Origin of the sequence: Marinobacter sp. F3R08, from assembly GCF_018860425.1 — a bacterium.
Classification (GTDB): domain Bacteria; phylum Pseudomonadota; class Gammaproteobacteria; order Pseudomonadales; family Oleiphilaceae; genus Marinobacter.
The window spans coordinates 68,379-86,459 of sequence record NZ_JAHKPI010000008.1 but is presented as its reverse complement, the minus strand read 5'-3'; the positions used below and the strand labels follow the sequence as shown (position 1 = coordinate 86,459).

Genomic DNA, 18,081 nt, shown 5'->3' with positions numbered 1-18,081 from the left:
TTGTTGGCAGGCCCGACTACGACTAAAGGTTAACAGCATTACGTATATGCCACAATTCACTATCGAGAATTGTTTCAGTACACAGAACCCGAAAATCACCAGACAGCGAGCAGATATGACAGCAGTTACCGATTTCCTCCTGAACCGCTCTTCGGAGCCCAGGCTGGAGTCGCCCGCGCCGGACCGGGAGACTCTCGAGCGCGCCTTTGCTTGCGCAGCGCGTGCGCCGGACCATGCGCTTCTGAGGCCCTGGCGTTATCTGGTTGTGGAAGGTGAGGGGTTGGAGGCGCTTGGAGAGCTGTTTGCCTCTACCTGCCCGAATAACAGTGATGCCAAAGACATTGCCAAGCTCAAGAGTGCGCCTCTTCGGGCTCCTATGGTGATTGTCGGAATCGCTTCCCCGAAGGTACATCCAAAAGTACCTGAGGTTGAGCAGGTGATGTCTGCTGCGGCGGGCATGAGCTTTCTTGAGCTTGCCTTGCAGGATGCGGGATTCGGCGTGATGTGGCGATCTGGTCCCATGGCTTACCAGGCATCAGTCCGGCACGGATTAGGGCTCGATGATCATGAACAAATCGTCGGTTTCCTCTATACCGGCAGTGTATCCTCCGCAAAACCATCGGTGCCCCGGCCGACAGTGGATGAATTCGTGCGCCACTGGCCTTAAGGTTTTCCCTGGCTTCCCCGGCCATGGCCGGGGGAAGCAATTTGCCGCTTTTCCTGAATCCATTTCGCTCTGCCTTCCTGAAAACTCCTGATCACACCCTCTGAACGCCCGTTAATACTGGATTCTTTGGCTATTTTCAGTCTCATGTGAAATCTGGCATTCAGCTTGCTTTATCCCTGTCAGAGAGCACAGCCGGCAAAAGAAGGTCGGCATATAGCTGCGGATTTCGGGAGGCAACATGGCAATTTCGTTCGATAACGCTTTGGGCATTCATCAGCACGCTGTGGAAGCGCGCGTCAAGCGTGCCGAAGTTCTGGCAAACAATCTGGCGAACGCCGACACGCCAGGCTTCAAGGCGCGAGATGTCGATTTTCAGGCCATGATGCAGAAGGCCCAGGAGTCTGTCAGTGGTTTCCAGATGACGAAGACGGATGATGCCCATATGGACACTTCGTCTATCGCCTCGGACAGCGATTTGATGTATCGGATCCCCGATCAGCCGTCGGTTGACGGTAATACGGTGGATGCGCAACAGGAACAGACCCGTTTTATGCGAAATGCCATGGATTTTCAGGCCAGTTTCCAGTTTCTGAACAGTAAGTTCAGCGGTTTAAGCAAAGCCCTTACGGGCGAATAAACCGCGGTCAAAGGATTAGCGAAGGAGAGTTTTCATGTCACTGGGCAGCATTTTTGATATCGCCGGTTCCGGCATGACAGCGCAATCACTGCGGCTGAATACCACCGCATCCAACATTGCGAACGCCGAGACGGCGAGTTCCAGTACCGGTGAAACCTATCGGGCCCGAAAACCGGTTTTTTCGGCTATCCAGCAGTCTTTGCTGAATCCGGGGCAGGGCGGTCTGCCCATGGCCGGCGACGAAGGTCCCGGTGCTGGTGTTCGGGTGGACGGCATTGTTGAGAGTGATGCAGAGCTGCAAATGCGATACGAGCCTCATCATCCGGCGGCGAACGAGGACGGTTATGTCTTTTATCCGAACGTGAATGTCGTTGAGGAGATGGCCGATATGATGTCGTCGTCCAGAAGTTTCCAGATGAATGTGGATGTCATGAATGCCGCCAAATCCATGATGCAGCGCATTCTGACACTTGGTCAGCAGTAATACGGTGAGGAGCACAGCATGACTGCAGTAAACGCAACAAGCGCGTCGGATGTTCTGAGCCAGTATCAGCTGAGCGAGCAGGATAGCACCCAGGGTACCAGTGACCTGGGGCGTAACGAGTTCATGGAACTGATGCTGGCGCAGTTAAAAAACCAGAATCCTCTGGAACCCCAGGACAACGGCGAGTTCATCTCCCAACTGGCTCAGTTCAGCTCACTTGAGGAAATGCAAAACCTGTCCGGGACTGTCGAAGATGTGGTCAGTCAGTTCCGTTCGACCCAGGCACTGCAGGCCTCTGCGATGGTTGGTAAAACGGTTCTTGCGCCGTCCGAGATCGGGATCCTGGACGCTGGTGGCGAGATTACCGGAACCATTGAGGTTCCTGCTTCTACCGGTGGCCTCAGATTGTCGATCGAAGGTCAGAGTGGTGAGTTGGTGCGCCAGATTGACATGGGAAGTAGTCAGGCCGGTGTTGTTTCGTTCAGCTGGGATGGGCTGGACGGTAACGGCAATTCCTTGCCGGCCGGGTCCTACCGGATTGTGGCAGAGGCCTCTTATCCTGATGGACAGGAGCAACTGAGCACTATGGTGAGTGCGAACGTGGACAGTGTTTCTCTGGGCCAGAGCGGTTCCGTTACCTTGAATCTAGCAGGCATGGGTTCTATCGCCCTGTCTGATGTACAGCAAATCAACTGAAACCGGTGAAACACCAAGGGGTTAACCATGGCATTTAATACAGGTTTGAGTGGCCTTCGTGCGGCATCGGTGGATCTGGATGTCACCGGCAATAATATTGCAAATGCCAGCACGGTGGGCTTCAAGAGTAGCAAGACCCAGTTTGGCGACCTATACGCCAGCGGTTTCCTGAGCGCAGGCACCAACCCGATCGGCGACGGTGTGCGGGTTCAGGATGTAACGCAATCGTTTGGCCAGGGCAATATCAGCTTCACAGATAACGGGCTGGATATGGCAATCTCTGGTGACGGTTTCTTTATCCTCAATAATGGGGGGGAGATTCGCTATTCCCGGGCGGGGCAGTTTAGTATCGACAAGGAGGGGTACGTAACCAACAACCAGTCGATGCGGGTTCAGGGTTACACGGCCGATGAGGACGGTAACCTTTCCGGTATTCGCGGTGATCTTCAGATTGAAACTGACAATCTGGCGCCACGCCGGACGACGAATCTGGATTCAGATCTGAACCTTGATTCGCGAGAGGCGGTGCTTGAATCCAGAGTCACGCAATTTGGTGGGGTGTCTGTTGAGGACCTGATTGCCAATGGTGGCGATGAATTTATCATCTCTTATGCGGATGGGAGTCCCAACCAGCAGATTACAATCCCTGCTACTGTGTCGGATGACGGTGGAAGCAGTACGCGAGATATAACCGCAAGGGAAATTGCAGACCAGTTGAACGGGATTGACGGGGTGTCGTCTTCTGCAACCACTAACTTTGTTTTTGAAGATGATGGCGGTGGCGTCAGCTCACTTGAGGCGGTTCTGGCTGATCCGGACTTTGCTTTCGAGCTTGAAATCGATGGTCAGAGTATTTTTTCAACGTCGGGGGCAACGACAAAGCAGGGTTTGATAGATGCCATCAATTCCTCTAATGCCAGTTCGGTTTCAGCTTTCCTGATTGATTCGGAAGATGGATCTGGTAACCCTATTGAGGACATCCGGATTATCGATAACCGTGGCTCTGATCTGACTGTGAGTTACGGCACAACAGGAAGCCTGACCGGTTACGATAAGGTCGGCAACCTGGAAGTCTTCGCTGATCGAAGCATTCAGGATATAACCACCACTGACCCGAATGATCCTGCAATAACCAGTCTGGTCGCTAGCGGCTATGATACTGGCGAATTGTCAATCACGAACGCATTCAACCCGCTGGATCAGCGCACCTACAACCACGCTACATCAACCAGCATCTACGATAGCCTTGGCAATTCTCATGAGTTGACGCAGTTTTTTGTGAAAAACCCGTCGCCAGGCGATGGAGTGGGTGTCAGTGAGTGGTCGGTCTATGTTCAGATCGACGGTGAATCGGTTGGGGGCACAGACGTTTCCCCGTATACGGCACGCTTCGATCAAGACGGGGTACTGCAGTCGATAGACGGAGATGCAAATGGCGAAGTTCTGATTGCAGACTGGATTCCGAAAGACGTTGATGGCCAGCCGAACGGGGCGGATGGCCCACCTGCTGATGGCGAGGACGTTGTGACACCGATTCCAGATCCGCCAACGACTTCTGCTTTTGTTATCAATCTTAGTGGAACCACTCAGTACGGCGCGGAGTTCGGGGTCAATGACCAACAGCAGAACGGTTACACGACTGGCAGGCTTTCCGGGCTCGACGTCTCCGATCAGGGGGTTTTGTTTGCGCGGTATACGAACGGCCAGTCCCAGTCCCTGGGTCAGGTAGCCCTTGCATCGTTCAACAATACCAACGGGCTATCCCCGGTTGGGGATACCAGTTGGGTTGAGACCTTTGAATCTGGTCAACCCATTATCGGGGCGCCGGATACTGGAACACTGGGGTCTATCAAGGCCAGTTCGGTTGAGGAATCCAACGTGGATCTGTCTGCAGAGCTGGTTAACCTGATCATTGCCCAGCGCAACTATCAGGCCAACGCCAAGACCATTGAAACCTCCGATGCGGTCACTCAGACCATCATCAACCTCCGTTAATACCGCAAACTAGAGAATATGGCACGACTCCTGCAGGAAGACTGGAAACAGTCAAAATTCCGGCAGGAGTTTTCCCATGGACAAAGCCTTATATATCGGTATGTCTGGCGCCAAGCAGAATATGCTGGCCCAGCAGGCCCATGCTAATAACCTGGCGAACGTCAGCACCACCGGCTTCAAGAAGGACTTCGCTCAGGCCCGCAGTATGCCCGTCTACGGGGAGCATCACCCGACCCGCGCCTATGCCATGACTGAAAGGCCCGGTACGGATCTGTCTGCAGGTGCTCTCATGGAAACCGGTCGACAGATGGATGTGGCGGTAGAAGGTGACGGATGGCTTGCTATCCAGAACGATCAGGGCGAGGAAGTCTTTACCCGTAGCGGAAGTCTCCAGATAGATGTCAATGGCCTGGTTCGACTGGGTAATGGCGAGCTGGTGCTCGGTAATGGCGGGCCGGTTGCGATTCCCCCTTTCGATAACGTCCAGATTGGCGCCGACGGCACCGTCTCAATTGTTCCTGTTGGTGGAGCGCCTGACCAGCTGGTCGAAGTGGACCGGCTGAAACTGGTCAATCCACCTTCGGAAGCCCTCGAAAAGGGTCTTGACGGGCACATGCGCCGCAAGCCGGATCAGGCCCTGGATGGCCCGGAACCACCAGACGCCAACCTCAGGATTGCTCAGGGGTTCCTGGAGAGCTCCAACGTCAATGCGGTGGAAGAGATGATCTCGAACCTTCAGCTGTCCCGGCAATACGAGATGCAGGTAAAGGTGATGACCACTGCCAACGAGAATTCCGAAGCAACGGCACGTCTGTTGCAGAACCTTTAAGTAACGACTGAAAACATTGGCCTGGTGGGCCAGAAGCGGCAATAACTGGCCGCCTCACTGCCCGCCGGCAAGGAGTAAGTAGCATGCATCCAGCACTTTGGGTCAGTAAGACCGGGTTGAGCGCTCAGGACACGAATATGTCCACCATTTCCAACAACCTGGCGAACGTTAACACCACCGGGTTCAAGCGGGATCGAGCCGTTTTCCAGGATCTCCTGTACCAGATCAACCGGCAGCCGGGCGGTCTGACAACCCAGAACTCCGAACTTCCTTCCGGTCTGCAGTTGGGTACCGGTGTACGTATTGTCGGCACGGCCAAGCAGTTCACGCAGGGCAACCTGCAGATAACCGAACAGCCTCTGGATATGGCAATCAATGGCCGGGGTTTCCTTCAGGTGCAGTTGCCGGACGGGCAGATTGCCTATACCCGTGATGGTCAATTCCAGTTGAATGCTGATGGCGATGTGGTCAACCCGGACGGATATCCCCTGGAGCCGGCCATCAACGTGCCTGAGAGCGCGACGAATATCACCATCGGTAACGACGGTACCGTAACGGCCGTAACGGATGACGAGTCCGCACCGGTGAACCTTGGCCAGATCACGCTGGTTGACTTTATTAACCCCCAGGGATTGCAGGCAATTGGTAATAACCTGTTCAAGGCTACCAATGCCAGTGGTGATCCGGCTGAGGGCGAGCCTGGACTGGCAGGCCTTGGCAGCATCGAGCAGGGCTCGATCGAGTCTTCGAACGTCGAAGTCGTGGAAGAGCTGGTGAATATGATTACCACCCAGCGAGCTTACGAGATGAACTCAAAAGTGGTCTCCACAACCGATCAGATGCTCCAGTTCATTACCAACAATATTGGCTAACGTGGCCAGGGGTGACGTCATGAACCTGATGACATTCAAGCAGGCACGGTCAGGCATCAGCACGCTGTTCATTGTGTTCTTCCTGATCCTGCTTCAGGGCTGTACGGCCATGAGCCGGCCCCGTGCGATTCCGGACGATCCGCAGTATGCGCCGGTGCGACCACAGGCCATGATGCAGCGTGATACTCAGTCAGGATCCATTTATCAGGCCTCACGCAACTATAACTTTTACGGAGATACGGTTGCTCTGAACGTTGGCGATGTCCTGACCGTTAATCTGGAGGAGTCCACCCGGGCCAGCAAGAACGCCGAGACCAGCATTACCAAGGACAATGACATCTCGTTGCCCGAGCCCACCATTCTGGGCAAGAGCAACTTTGGTATTGAGACATCGCTGAGCCAGGCCCGTGATTTTGAGGGCAGCGCTGAGGCTGATCAGAGCAACAGCCTCGCTGGCAGCATTACCGTGACAGTGACTGAGGTATTGCCTAACGGCGTCCTCAAGATTCGTGGTGAAAAGTGGCTGTCTTTGACCAATGGCGATGAATACATTCGTTTGACGGGATTGGTTCGCCCCCAGGATATTCAGCCCGACAACACAGTGGCCTCAAACCGCATTGCCAACGCACGATTTGCCTATGGCGGTACCGGTGATTTCGATCAGGCCAACCAGATGGGCTGGGTTGCCCGCTTCTTTAACAGTGAGTGGTGGCCGTTATGAGTATGAGTCGTTTTCTGGCCTGGGTGCTGGCACTGGTTGTTGTTGCTGCCCCGGTTATGGCGGACCGGCTCAAAGACCTGTCCCGAATCAAAGGGGTTCGTAATAACCAGCTGGTAGGCTATGGCCTGGTAGTGGGGCTTGATGGTACGGGTGACAAGGCTCCGTTCACTAACCAGACCTTCCGCAACATGATGAACCAGTTCGGGGTAACCCTGCCGGAGGGCGTTGACCCGAAACTGGCGAACGTTGCAGCGGTTACCGTGAGTGCGACATTGCCACCCTTCGCCAAGACCGGGCAGGAAATCGACATTACGGTCTCTTCCATTGGTAACGCGGACAGCCTTCGAGGTGGCACCTTGTTGATGACCTCCCTTAAAGGTGCTGACGGTCAGGTTTACGCCATGGCCCAGGGCAGCCTTGTTGTCGGTGGCTTTGGTGCTCAGGGGCAGGATGGCTCAAAAATAACGGTTAATGTCCCCAGCGTTGGCCGTATACCCAACGGCGCAACGATCGAACGGGAAGTCGAATCGCCGTTCAGTCAGGGTGACACCATCACCTTCCATCTCTTGCGTCCGGACTTTACAACGGCACGTCGGGTGGTGGAGGCCGTTAATGGCCGTCTCGGTCCGGATATGGCTTACGCCCACGATGCCACGTCGGTTTCCGTTCGTGCGCCGCGGGATCCATCCCAGCGGGTCAGCTTCCTCTCGATCCTTGAAAACATCGAGGTGGATCCGGCACAGGATGCCGCAAAAGTGGTGATTAACAGCCGTACTGGCACCATCGTGGTCGGCCAGAATGTCCAGGTCAGCCCGGCGGCGGTTACTCATGGCAACCTGACCGTCACCATTCAGGAAAATCCCAACGTTGAGCAGCCCAATCCGTTCGCGGGTGGTAACACTGCTCTTGAGCAGGATTCCCAGATCGCCATTACCGAGGAGCCGGCAAGGATGTTCAAGTTCGGACCGGCGGTCACCCTTAACCAGATTGTTCAGGCTGTGAACCAGGTAGGCGCAGCTCCAGGGGATGTCATGGCGGTCCTCGAAGCACTGAAACAGGCCGGCGCATTGCGTGCCGAGCTGATCGTTATCTAGGTGACGTGATGCAGGATTACACGGTTCAACAGGCTCAGGTGTATACCGACTTCAATGGTCTGAATGCACTGAAATCCCAGGCTCGCTCCGACAAGCAGTCCGCGCTGCGCGAAGTGGCGCGTCAGTTCGAGAGCCTGTTTCTGTCTGAAATGCTGAAGTCCATGCGCAAGGCCGGTGATGTTTTTGCCGAGGGCAATTACCTGAACAGCAATCAGTCCGAGTTGTACCGCGATATGTTCGACAGCCAGATGAGCCTGACCATGGCCGGAGGCCAGGGCAGTGGGCTCGCCGAGGCGCTGGTGCAGCAATTAAGCCAGCAGATCCCGGGAATGGATGCAGAGGGTGGCAGACTTCCCGGGCATAAAACGAGCCTTGCGGATTACGACCGCAGCCTGCCCGCTCTGTCGAAAGGGTTGCCTGAGAGGGTCCAGGAGGTTGCTACCGTGGCTGTGCAGGCCGTTAAGGCTGCGCAATCGACGTCATCGCAGCTGCCTGACCGATTCGACTCGCCGGAGCATTTTGTCACCGAACTGTTGCCGGTCGCAGAGCGGATTGCCGAAGACACAGGTATCGATCCGAAGCTTATGGTTGCTCAGGCTGCCCTGGAAACGGGTTGGGGACGACACATGATTCGGGGTGAACAGGGCGAACCCAGTTTCAATCTGTTCGGGATCAAGGCTGATAGCCGTTGGCAGGGCGACAGTGTATCCATTACCACCACGGAATACCGGGAAGGCTTGCCGATGAAAGAGCAGGCCAACTTCCGGGCCTACGGGGACTACGAGTCGAGCTTTCGGGACTATGTGTCTTTCCTGGAATCCAATCCCCGTTACCGGGAGGTTCTGTCGGTAGCAGATCAGCCAGAGGTCTTTGCCGAGAAGTTACAAGAGGCCGGTTATGCAACAGATCCGGACTATGGCAACAAGATCCGCCAGATCATGAACCGTGACTCACTGATGACGCTGTCGATGGGCAGTGACGGGATGAAGGAGTAAATTTTATGGCAGGGCTGATAGGTATTGGTCTGACAGGCGTCCTGAGTCACCAGACCGCATTGAACACCACCGGCAACAACATAACCAACGCCAATACCCCGGGTTACAGTCGTCAAGAGGTGATTTTTGAAACCCAGGAAGGGCAGCGCACCGGTGCGGGAACGATTGGCAGCGGCGTATATATCGACGACATCCGACGCCTGACCGATGAATACCTGGTTCAGCAGGTGAGGGAAGACAGCACATTGTTCGGCGAGCAAGAGGCCCTGAATTCCGAATTGTCGAGACTTGATAACCTGCTGGGTGGCGAAAGCACTGGGCTTAGTGATGCGCTGAATAATTTTTTCGCCAGCCTCCAGAACGCAGCTGAAGATCCAACATCGTTACCTCAGCGCCAGCTTGTACTGAGCGAAGCGCAACAGGTAGTTAACCGGTTCCAGGCCTTGAATCAGGAGTTTATTCAGCAGCGGGAGTCGATCAAAACGCAGATGGAGCAGGGCGTCAACGACGCAAACACCCTACTCAAGAGTATCGCAGAGCTGAATCTGGCAATTTCTGAATCACCGGGCCTTGCCCAGGGACAGATGCCTAATGAGCTGCTGGATCAGCGGGATGAGAAACTCCGTCAGCTTTCCGAGCTGGTTAATATAAAGGTCAGCTCGGCGGATGGCAGTCAGGTGAACGTATCCCTGTCGAACGGCATGTCTCTTGTGGTTGGCAGCAATGCTTCGACCTTCGGGACCCAGGAAAGTGCAGAGGATCCGACTCGCCTGGAATTCACCTTGAACAGCGGCGGGCGCACGCTGAACATCAATGAGCAGATTACCGGTGGGACGCTTGGTGGACTTCTGCGATTCGATACCGAAGGCCTGAAGCCGGCGTTTGATGAGCTTGGCCGGATTGCCATTGCACTTTCAGATACCCTGAATCAGCAGCATGAGATCGGGATGGATCTGGAGGGTGATCTGGGGGGGATGCTCTTTTCTGACATCAACTCGCCAGAGGCTCAAAGCAACCGGGTTGTTCCCAACGCCAACAACTCAAGCTCTACTACGGGCCAGTTGGCCGTTGAAATTACAGACAGCTCTGCACTTCCTGCCGGCCGATGGACCTTACAGTTCAGTGGCGATGGTCGGAGCTTTGAGGTGATCGATCAGGAGAGCGGAGAAACGGTCAGCCAGGGACGTCTTCCGGATCCGGTGCAGTCTGAGATCGGCATGCCCGGTTTCAATATCAAAGTTGAGGGCGGCACCTTTAACGCCGGCGATAAATATCTGATAGAGCCGACACGTAATGCCGCAGCGAACATCGAGCTCGAAGTAAACCGCGAGGAAGACCTGGCATTTGCCAGTCCTATTCGACTTGAAACCGGCGACCAGAATATCGGCACAGGGACAATCAGTCAGGGCACGATGCTCAATGTGCGGAATCCGAATACCAATGTGCTGCTTCCCGGGTTTGAAACCAGTGGCCAACTTGCGAACGGGCCGGTAGTGCTCGAGTTTACAAGCTATGACTCGAGCAACGATACGTTTGGCTACGAAATCACCGACCAAAGTGGTAACACTCTCGAAGCCGGAACCTATAACCCCCTGGAAATCAAAACGTTCTTAAGTTCAGATCCGCTCGCTGGTGATGCCTATCAAGGCTATCAGTTTGAAATGAGCGGAAGGCCGGCGATCGGAGATACGTTTAGTGTTGTCTTTAATGCCAATGGCGTTTCCGATAACAGAAATGCCGAAGCGCTTGCGTCATTGGGCACTGCCAATACGCTCAATGGAGGCAGTCAGAGTTTCGCTGAGGGCTACGCCGGCCTGGTAGAGGATATTGGTGTAAAAACCCGTCAGAGCCAGCTGGACGTGGATGCTGGCAAAACCCTCCTCGAGCAGTCAACCAGTCAAAAGGAATCGGTATCCGGTGTAAACCTGGATGAGGAAGCTGGCCGGCTGATCCAGTATCAGGCCGCCTATAACGCCTCAGCCCAGGTTATGTCGGTGGCTCAGGACCTGTTTGATACCCTGTTGCAGACTTTCCGGTAACGGTTGAGGTGAAGTGACATGATCAGGATTTCATCACAGCAGATTTTCTCGAGTGGTATTAGCCGGCTTCAGGAATTGAATGCCAATCTGAATAACACTCAACAACAGATCTCCACAGGAAAACGGGTGAACAAACCGTCCGACGACCCGGTAGCGGCGGCCCGGATTCTGAAGCTCGATCAGGAACTTTCGCGAGTTGAAACCTATCAACGCAATGCAGACCTTGCGAATAATCGACTGAGCCAGGAAGAAAGTGCGCTGGAAAGCTCGATTGATGTGATTCAGCGGATACGCGAACTGACTGTTCAGGCGGGAAATGGATCGCTGTCTGCCAACGACAGGCTCTCGATTTCCTACGAGTTGGAGGAGCGCCTGGGGCAGTTGGCGGATATTGCCAACACCCGGGATGCTTCGGGCGAATACATCTTCAGTGGATTCCAGGGCTCGGTGAAGGCTTTTGAACAGGATTCGACCGGTAGCTGGTTTTATCAGGGCGATGAAGGCCAGCGAGTCCTGGAGATTGATGACGGCGTTACTGTCCCCATCAGCGATAACGGCAAGGACATTTTTGAAAAGATTCCCGTGGCCATTACCGGCGAACACACTGCTGTGTTTACGCCGGCCGCCGCCATTTCAGGCGTGAGCCTGGTTAATGAAGCAGATCTGAATGCCGCTTATCCCAACGCGTTCCCGAACGATATCACGGTGGAAGTGATTGACACTGGAGCACCGAACCCTCCGGAGTTGAGAGCGTTTGATAATCAGGGCAACGCGTTGGCGGTAGATCCGGTGCTCTATGAGAGCGGGGAACCGTTTACCGTTGCAGGGGTGGAGGCCACCATAACAGACGCGGTTCCTGGCGCGGGCGATGTGTTTACGCTCAAGATCAACGAAAAACAGTCTGTGTTCGGAACCATTGAGAACCTGATTTCAGGTTTGCAAGACATCGACAAGAGTGCGCCCGGAGGGCAGACTGAATACGATGACCTGATTGCCAATTCTCTGATCAATCTGGATAGCGCCCAGGAAAGTATTCTCCTGAAACAGACCGAGTTGGGCGGGCGGATGAATGCTGTAGAGTCAACTCAGAGCTTCCTTGAGGATTCCGCCCTTTATACCAATGAAATCCGGTCTCAATTGCAGGATTTGGACTACGCAGAAGCAATAAGTAACCTGAGTTTCCAGAGCTTCGTGCTGCAGGCGGCTCAGCAATCTTTTGCTCAGGTGTCTCAGTTGTCTCTGTTCGACAGGCTATAAATATCCGGGGTGGCAGGTAAGTTGTATACCTTGGCTTGTTGCTTTCGCGATTAAGCTCAGTATAATCCCCACACTCTCCGATGGCGGCGTGGTGAAATTGGTAGACACGACGGATTCAAAATCCGTTGGGGTAAAACCCGTGGCGGTTCGAGTCCGCCCGCCGCTACCATCTTCTTTTCTTCGGCGTCGTTAACAGTCCATTCCATGAATGTCTCCGATTTTCATTTTGACCTGCCGGACGAATTGATCGCCCGCTACCCACTCAAAGACCGTAGTGCGTCCAGATTACTCTGTCTGAATGGCCTTTCCGGCGCGCTTGAACACCGGGTCTTCAGTGATCTTCCAGACCTCCTCCAGCCCGGCGACCTGCTGGTTTTCAATAATACACGGGTGATACCTGCGCGGCTTTTCGGCAAGAAGGAAACCGGTGGTCAGGTAGAAGTGTTGGTTGAAAGAGTGGTTGGGGACCATGAAATTATTGCCCATGTACGGGCTTCTAAAGCCCTGAAAGAGGGGCAGAAGGTAATCCTGGACGACGGCACTTCATTGCGCATGGCTGGTCGGGATGAGGCCCTGTTCCATCTCGTGTGCGAGACCTCAGAGCGAGTACTGGATGTACTTGAGCGTATCGGCCATATGCCGCTGCCGCCTTATGTCGATCGCCCGGACGAGTCTGCCGACCGGGAGCGCTACCAGACTGTATACGCGCAGGAGGCAGGAGCCGTTGCTGCGCCTACGGCCGGTCTGCATTTCGACGAGGGGCTTCTGGAACAGTTGGCGTCTTGCGGTATTGAAAGTACCTTTGTGACTCTGCACGTAGGTGCGGGTACCTTTCAGCCGGTGCGGGTGGATAAGATTGAAGATCACACCATGCACAGTGAGATCGTGAACGTTCCACAGGACGCGGTTGATGCTGTGGCGCGGACACGGGCGAGGGGAGGTCGTGTGGTTGCCGTGGGCACCACCTCGGTTCGCTCTCTTGAATCCGCCAGCCGCGGAGGGCGTCTCAGCCCGTTTACCGGTGAAACCAATATCTTTATTTATCCGGGATATCGTTACCAGACTGTTGACGCCCTGATAACCAACTTTCATTTGCCGGAATCCACGTTGATTATGCTGGTCAGTGCGTTTGCAGGTTATGACAATGTAATGGCTGCATACCGTGAAGCAGTGACGGAACGCTACCGCTTTTTCAGTTACGGTGACGCCATGTTTATCAGTGGGCAGGAACCCAGTCGGGGGATGTTGCTGGGGGCAGCCGTGGAATCCAATGAAGCCGGCAACGATAGTGCCGGGGAGGCCTTGTGACGCAAACCTGTTTCATGTCGTTCGAAAAGTTGGGGGAAGATGGTCGAGCCCGTCGTGGCCGTCTGACCTTTCCCAGGGGAACTGTTGAAACCCCAGCGTTCATGCCTGTGGGCACCTACGGTACCGTCAAGGGAATGCTGCCCCGTGATATTCAGGAAATCGGCGCGGAAATCATTCTGGGGAACACGTTCCATCTGATGCTCCGGCCCGGAACCGAAGTGGTCAAGGCTCATGGAGACCTTCATGATTTCACTCAATGGCAGGGGCCCATCCTTACCGACTCCGGCGGCTTTCAGGTGTTCAGTCTCGGTGAGATGCGAAAGATTACCGAGGACGATGTAACCTTCCGTTCACCGGTGGACGGTTCGCCGGTAAAGCTGTCTCCGGAAATTGCCATCAAGGTCCAGCGGGATCTTGGGTCGGACATCGTCATGATATTCGACGAATGCACGCCTTACCCTGCCACTGAGCGCCAGGCAAAGGACTCAATGGAGTTGTCGCTGCGTTGGGCTCAAAGGAGCAAGGATGCCCATGAGGGGAATCCTGCAGCATTGTTCGGCATTGTTCAGGGCGGAATGTACGAAGGCTTGAGGGATAGGTCACTTGAGGGTCTGACAAGCATTGGCTTTGATGGCTACGCTATTGGCGGACTGTCGGTCGGCGAGCCGAAGGAAGACATGATCCGCATTCTGGATCATTTGCCACCGAAAATGCCGGAGGATAAACCCCGGTATCTGATGGGTGTGGGGCGTCCGGAGGATATCGTTGAGGCGGTCCGTCGCGGGGTGGATATGTTTGACTGTGTGATGCCAACGCGAAATGCCCGCAATGGTTACCTGTTTACCTCTACCGGTATTGTGAAGATCAGAAATGCCAGACACCGGCACGATACTGCACCGCTGGACGAACGCTGTGACTGTTATACGTGCCAGAATTTTTCGAGAAGTTATCTGCATCATCTGGATAAATGTGGAGAAATGCTGGGCTCCCAACTGAATACAATCCACAACCTCCGGTTCTATCAGAACCTGATGGCTGGATTGCGTGGGGCCATTGAAGCAGGTACATTGTCGAGCTTTGTAACCGACTTCTATGCTCTGCGCGGAGAGACCGTACCGCCCATGAGCACTGTTTGATCTATTCGCTAAACCAACGGAGATATTCAATGAAATCAATTAAAATGCTCGTTGCTGGCCTTATGGCCCTGATGCCTGCGCTGGCGATGGCGCAGGACCCGGGTGCTCAGGGAATGGGTGTTATGGGTCAGGTGATCTTTTTTGCAGGCTTTATCCTGATTTTCTACTTCCTGATCTGGCGTCCGCAGTCCAAGCGAGCGAAAGAGCACAAGGCTTTGATGTCCGGATTGAACAAGGGCGACGAAGTTGTGACGTCCGGTGGTGTTGCCGGCAAGATTACCAAAGTAACCGATGATTTTATCACTGTTGAAGTTGCCGACAATGTAGAGATCAAGGTCCAGAAAGTAGCTGTTGCTGCGGCCCTGCCGAAAGGCACGCTCAAGGACATCTGAGCGGGGCTGTTTAGCCGGCCATCCCTGGTGGCCGGTCTGAATCTTCCTGGCTGAAACACCAAGGCCGGCTACTAGGCCGGCTACAAGGGATCCCATGCTGAACAAGTATCCGCTTTGGAAAAACCTGGTTATCCTGGTCGCTCTCGTGATCGGGTTTATCTACGCTTTGCCCAATCTCTTCCCCGACGACTACGCCATACAGATCACTGGAGCTCGCAGTAGCACCGAAGTGAGTTCTGGTTTGCTGGAGAGGGCCGTTGATGTTCTCGAAAGCCAGGGCATAGAGGTAAAAAGCAGTGCTCTTCAGGATCGGGATGCTCTGATCCGTCTGACAAATTCTGAAGACCAATTGCAGGCTCGCCCACTAGTGCAGTCGGCTCTGGGTAAAGACTTCCTCGTTGCACTGAACATGGCAGCTTCGACGCCTGGCTGGCTAAAGAGTCTGGGCGCAGGGCCCATGAAGCTGGGCCTGGATCTTCGTGGCGGTGTTCACTTCCTGTTGGAAGTCGACATGGAAACCGCGGTTGGTCAGCGGCTGGAGGCGATGTCCGGCCAGATCAAGCGGGAGTTGAGGGAAGAGCGGATTCGTTACCGTGGTGGCGACGTGCAGGATAATCGGGAAGTTGTTCTGAGTTTCCGGGACCAGGCGTCACGGACAGAAGCTTTCAATCTGGTGCGTGATCAGTACAACGAATTTTTGCTCGATGAACAGACCGAAGGTGATGAGTTCCTTTTGGTACTGACCCTGTCAGAAACTGAAGTGGCGTCGATCAAAGACTATGCGCTGGATCAGAACCTCACAACCATCCGTAACCGTGTGAATGAGCTCGGTGTGGCGGAACCGCTTGTTCAGCAGCAAGGCAATGATCGGATTATTGTTGAGCTTCCGGGCGTGCAGGATACCGCGCAAGCGAAGCGTGTTCTGGGGGCAACGGCGAATCTGGAATTCCGCATGGAGGCTCGTCAGGATACGGCCAGCAGCGAAACCGAGGCCTTCGGTTTCCGTGATCAGCCTCAGCGCACTGCCCGCCTTGAACAGGCAGTAATTGCGACGGGTAATAATGTTGCTAATGCGCAACAGGCCTTTGACGAGAATGGTCAGCCGCAGGTCAATATCACCATGGATTCTGTGGGTGGTGACCTGATGAATCGGGCGACCCGTAACGCTATCGGACGCCGAATGGCGGTGCTGTTCATCGAGTATCGCACCGAAACCGAAACGCGCATGGTGGATGGCGAGCCTCAGGACATTGAGAATCGCGTTGTAGAGAAGGGCATTATCAGCCTTGCCACCGTGCAGTCTGCGCTGGGTAGCAGCTTCCGGATTACCGGACTGGATTCGATTCCGGAAGCGGCGGAGTTGGCATTGCTGTTGCGCGCAGGTGCGCTGGCCGCTCCGATGTATTTTGTTCAGGAACGGACCATTGGGCCTAGCCTTGGTGAGAAGAATATCGATGCAGGCATAATGTCGGTCGCCCTTGGTTTCGGTCTGGTACTGCTTTACATGCTTGTTTATTACCGTGGCTTTGGCGTGGTCGCGAATATTGCGCTGACGCTGAACCTTATGTTGCTCGTGGCGTGTATGTCGATTCTCTCGGCTACGCTGACGTTGCCAGGTATTGCCGGTATCGTTCTGACTGTGGGTATGGCCGTGGATGCCAACGTCCTTATATTTGAACGTATCAAGGAAGAGCTCCGATCCGGAGTGCCGCCCCAGACGGCGATTAACTCGGGTTATTCGCGGGCCTTTGTGTCCATTTTTGATGCAAATATCACAACGTTGCTGGTGGCGGTGATCCTCTTTGCCATGGGCTCCGGTCCGGTGAAAGGGTTTGCGGTAACACTGTGCATCGGGATCCTGACGTCAATGTTCACTGGCCTGATGGTCAGTCGCAGCGTTGTTAACCTTGTTTATGGCGGCCGCAGGGTCGAGAAACTGTCGATCGGAGGAAAGCTCGCCAATGTCTGAAGATCAGAAGCAACCGTTTGATTTTATGGCGTTGCGGAAGATTGCTTCCGTTATCTCCATCTCACTTGTCGTGGCGTCCATCGCGCTGCTGGCTGTGCGTGGCCTGAACCTTGGCATGGATTTCACTGGTGGAACCTCTGTTGAGTTCGAATATGCAGCGGCTCCGCAACTTGATGATATTCGCTCCGAACTGGATGCTGCTGGCTACGAGCAGTTTTCTGTCCAGAATTTCGGCGCCGACACCACGGTCCTGATCCGGATGGCTGAGGCTGGGAACGACCAGCTGGCACCGGAGGTAACCCGGGTACTCGAGGAGAATGGTGCCGAGCTTGAGCTGGTCAGCTCCGAGTTCGTCGGATCCCAGGTTGGTGAAGAACTCAGGGAGGATAGCGGGCTGGGCCTGTTGATTGCTCTGCTAGTTGTGCTGGCCTACGTTGGTATGCGTTTCCAGTTCAAGTTCGGTATCGCGTCGGTGGTGCCTCTGGCTCACGATGTGATCATCGTTCTTGGCGTGTTTTCGCTCTTCCAGTGGACATTTGATCTGACCGTTCTGGCAGCGCTGCTGGCGATTATCGGGTATTCGTTGAATGACACGATTGTTGTTGCGGATCGTATCCGGGAAAACTTCAGGAAGATGCGTGTCGGTGAGGCTTGGGACATTATTAACGAGTCGATTCACCAAACCATTACCCGGACCATAAATACATCGGGTACCACGCTGGTGGTCCTGATTGCGCTGTACTTCCTGGGTGGCGAGGCCATTAATAATTTCGCTCTGGCCCTGATAATCGGTGTTGTTGTCGGTACCTACTCATCAATCTATGTATCCGCGAATCTCCTGATGTTTATGGGAGTGTCCCGGGATGACCTGATTGTGCCGAAGAAAGAGGGTGCTGATGATTCAGAGGAAGAGGAACAGCCGCCGGAATGGCTGAACAGGATGTAATCGCACCTGATCTTCTGATTGGGACATAAAAAAACCGCCATTGG

General features: G+C 54.5%; 17 protein-coding genes and 1 tRNA gene. All 18 read left to right on the top strand.

Translation table 11 applies throughout. The features are described 5' to 3' along the window. Positions 1-115 precede the first annotated feature (115 nt). The 18 genes from KO499_RS02150 to secF all read left to right on the top strand — a co-directional run bounded on the left by KO499_RS02150 (position 116) and on the right by secF (position 18,037). Positions 116-667, top strand: coding sequence for a nitroreductase family protein (locus KO499_RS02150; protein WP_215982077.1), 552 nt, complete (start codon positions 116-118; stop codon positions 665-667). Between the two features lie 238 nt (positions 668-905). Further along, positions 906-1,304 (top strand): flagellar basal body rod protein FlgB, encoded by a 399-nt coding sequence (gene flgB / locus KO499_RS02145; RefSeq protein ID WP_215982076.1) that lies wholly within the window; start codon positions 906-908, stop codon positions 1,302-1,304. Positions 1,305-1,338: 34 nt separating this feature from the next. Continuing rightward, complete coding sequence (gene flgC, locus KO499_RS02140; RefSeq protein WP_215982075.1) at positions 1,339-1,788, top strand: flagellar basal body rod protein FlgC; 450 nt, start codon at positions 1,339-1,341, stop codon at positions 1,786-1,788. Between the two features lie 18 nt (positions 1,789-1,806). Beyond that, positions 1,807-2,484 (top strand): flagellar hook assembly protein FlgD, encoded by a 678-nt coding sequence (locus KO499_RS02135; protein WP_215982074.1) that lies wholly within the window; start codon positions 1,807-1,809, stop codon positions 2,482-2,484. A gap of 27 nt (positions 2,485-2,511) precedes the next feature. Beyond that, positions 2,512-4,479, top strand: a complete 1,968-nt coding sequence (locus tag KO499_RS02130) for a flagellar hook protein FlgE (RefSeq protein ID WP_215982073.1) — start codon at positions 2,512-2,514, stop codon at positions 4,477-4,479. Between the two features lie 76 nt (positions 4,480-4,555). Next, positions 4,556-5,308 carry a flagellar basal body rod protein FlgF gene (locus tag KO499_RS02125; protein WP_215982072.1) on the top strand — a complete coding sequence of 251 codons (753 nt, stop codon included), beginning with the start codon at positions 4,556-4,558 and terminating at the stop codon, positions 5,306-5,308. A gap of 83 nt (positions 5,309-5,391) precedes the next feature. After that, positions 5,392-6,180 (top strand): flagellar basal-body rod protein FlgG, encoded by a 789-nt coding sequence (gene flgG, locus KO499_RS02120; protein ID WP_215982071.1) that lies wholly within the window; start codon positions 5,392-5,394, stop codon positions 6,178-6,180. A gap of 28 nt (positions 6,181-6,208) precedes the next feature. Further along, positions 6,209-6,901 (top strand): flagellar basal body L-ring protein FlgH, encoded by a 693-nt coding sequence (flgH, locus tag KO499_RS02115; RefSeq protein WP_228339735.1) that lies wholly within the window; start codon positions 6,209-6,211, stop codon positions 6,899-6,901. Next, positions 6,898-7,995 (top strand): flagellar basal body P-ring protein FlgI, encoded by a 1,098-nt coding sequence (locus KO499_RS02110; protein WP_215982069.1) that lies wholly within the window; start codon positions 6,898-6,900, stop codon positions 7,993-7,995. The genes flgH and KO499_RS02110 overlap by 4 nt, the downstream gene beginning before the upstream one ends. Before the next feature lie 8 nt (positions 7,996-8,003). Further along, positions 8,004-8,990 carry a flagellar assembly peptidoglycan hydrolase FlgJ gene (flgJ, locus tag KO499_RS02105; RefSeq protein ID WP_215982068.1) on the top strand — a complete coding sequence of 329 codons (987 nt, stop codon included), beginning with the start codon at positions 8,004-8,006 and terminating at the stop codon, positions 8,988-8,990. A 5-nt stretch (positions 8,991-8,995) separates the two neighbouring features. Continuing rightward, positions 8,996-11,029 carry a flagellar hook-associated protein FlgK gene (flgK, locus tag KO499_RS02100; RefSeq protein WP_215982067.1) on the top strand — a complete coding sequence of 678 codons (2,034 nt, stop codon included), beginning with the start codon at positions 8,996-8,998 and terminating at the stop codon, positions 11,027-11,029. A gap of 18 nt (positions 11,030-11,047) precedes the next feature. Beyond that, entirely contained in the window at positions 11,048-12,286 is a 1,239-nt protein-coding gene (gene flgL, locus KO499_RS02095) for a flagellar hook-associated protein FlgL (RefSeq protein WP_215982066.1), read from the top strand. 82 nt (positions 12,287-12,368) lie between these two features. Then, positions 12,369-12,455 (top strand) — tRNA-Leu (locus KO499_RS02090). Between the two features lie 35 nt (positions 12,456-12,490). Then, entirely contained in the window at positions 12,491-13,594 is a 1,104-nt protein-coding gene (queA, locus tag KO499_RS02085) for a tRNA preQ1(34) S-adenosylmethionine ribosyltransferase-isomerase QueA (protein ID WP_215982065.1), read from the top strand. Positions 13,595-13,608: 14 nt separating this feature from the next. Next, the gene (gene tgt / locus KO499_RS02080; RefSeq protein WP_215982217.1) at positions 13,609-14,730 is read left to right on the top strand and encodes a tRNA guanosine(34) transglycosylase Tgt; all 1,122 of its coding nucleotides are present in this window, start codon (positions 13,609-13,611) and stop codon (positions 14,728-14,730) included. A gap of 86 nt (positions 14,731-14,816) precedes the next feature. Further along, positions 14,817-15,122, top strand: coding sequence for a preprotein translocase subunit YajC (gene yajC, locus KO499_RS02075; RefSeq protein ID WP_416240376.1), 306 nt, complete (start codon positions 14,817-14,819; stop codon positions 15,120-15,122). 94 nt (positions 15,123-15,216) lie between these two features. Next, positions 15,217-17,091: a protein translocase subunit SecD gene (secD, locus tag KO499_RS02070; RefSeq protein WP_215982064.1), complete on the top strand. Its 1,875-nt coding sequence runs from the start codon at positions 15,217-15,219 to the stop codon at positions 17,089-17,091. Continuing rightward, the gene (gene secF / locus KO499_RS02065; protein WP_215982063.1) at positions 17,084-18,037 is read left to right on the top strand and encodes a protein translocase subunit SecF; all 954 of its coding nucleotides are present in this window, start codon (positions 17,084-17,086) and stop codon (positions 18,035-18,037) included. Before secD ends, secF begins: the two co-directional genes overlap by 8 nt. The last annotated feature ends 44 nt before the right edge of the window (positions 18,038-18,081 follow it).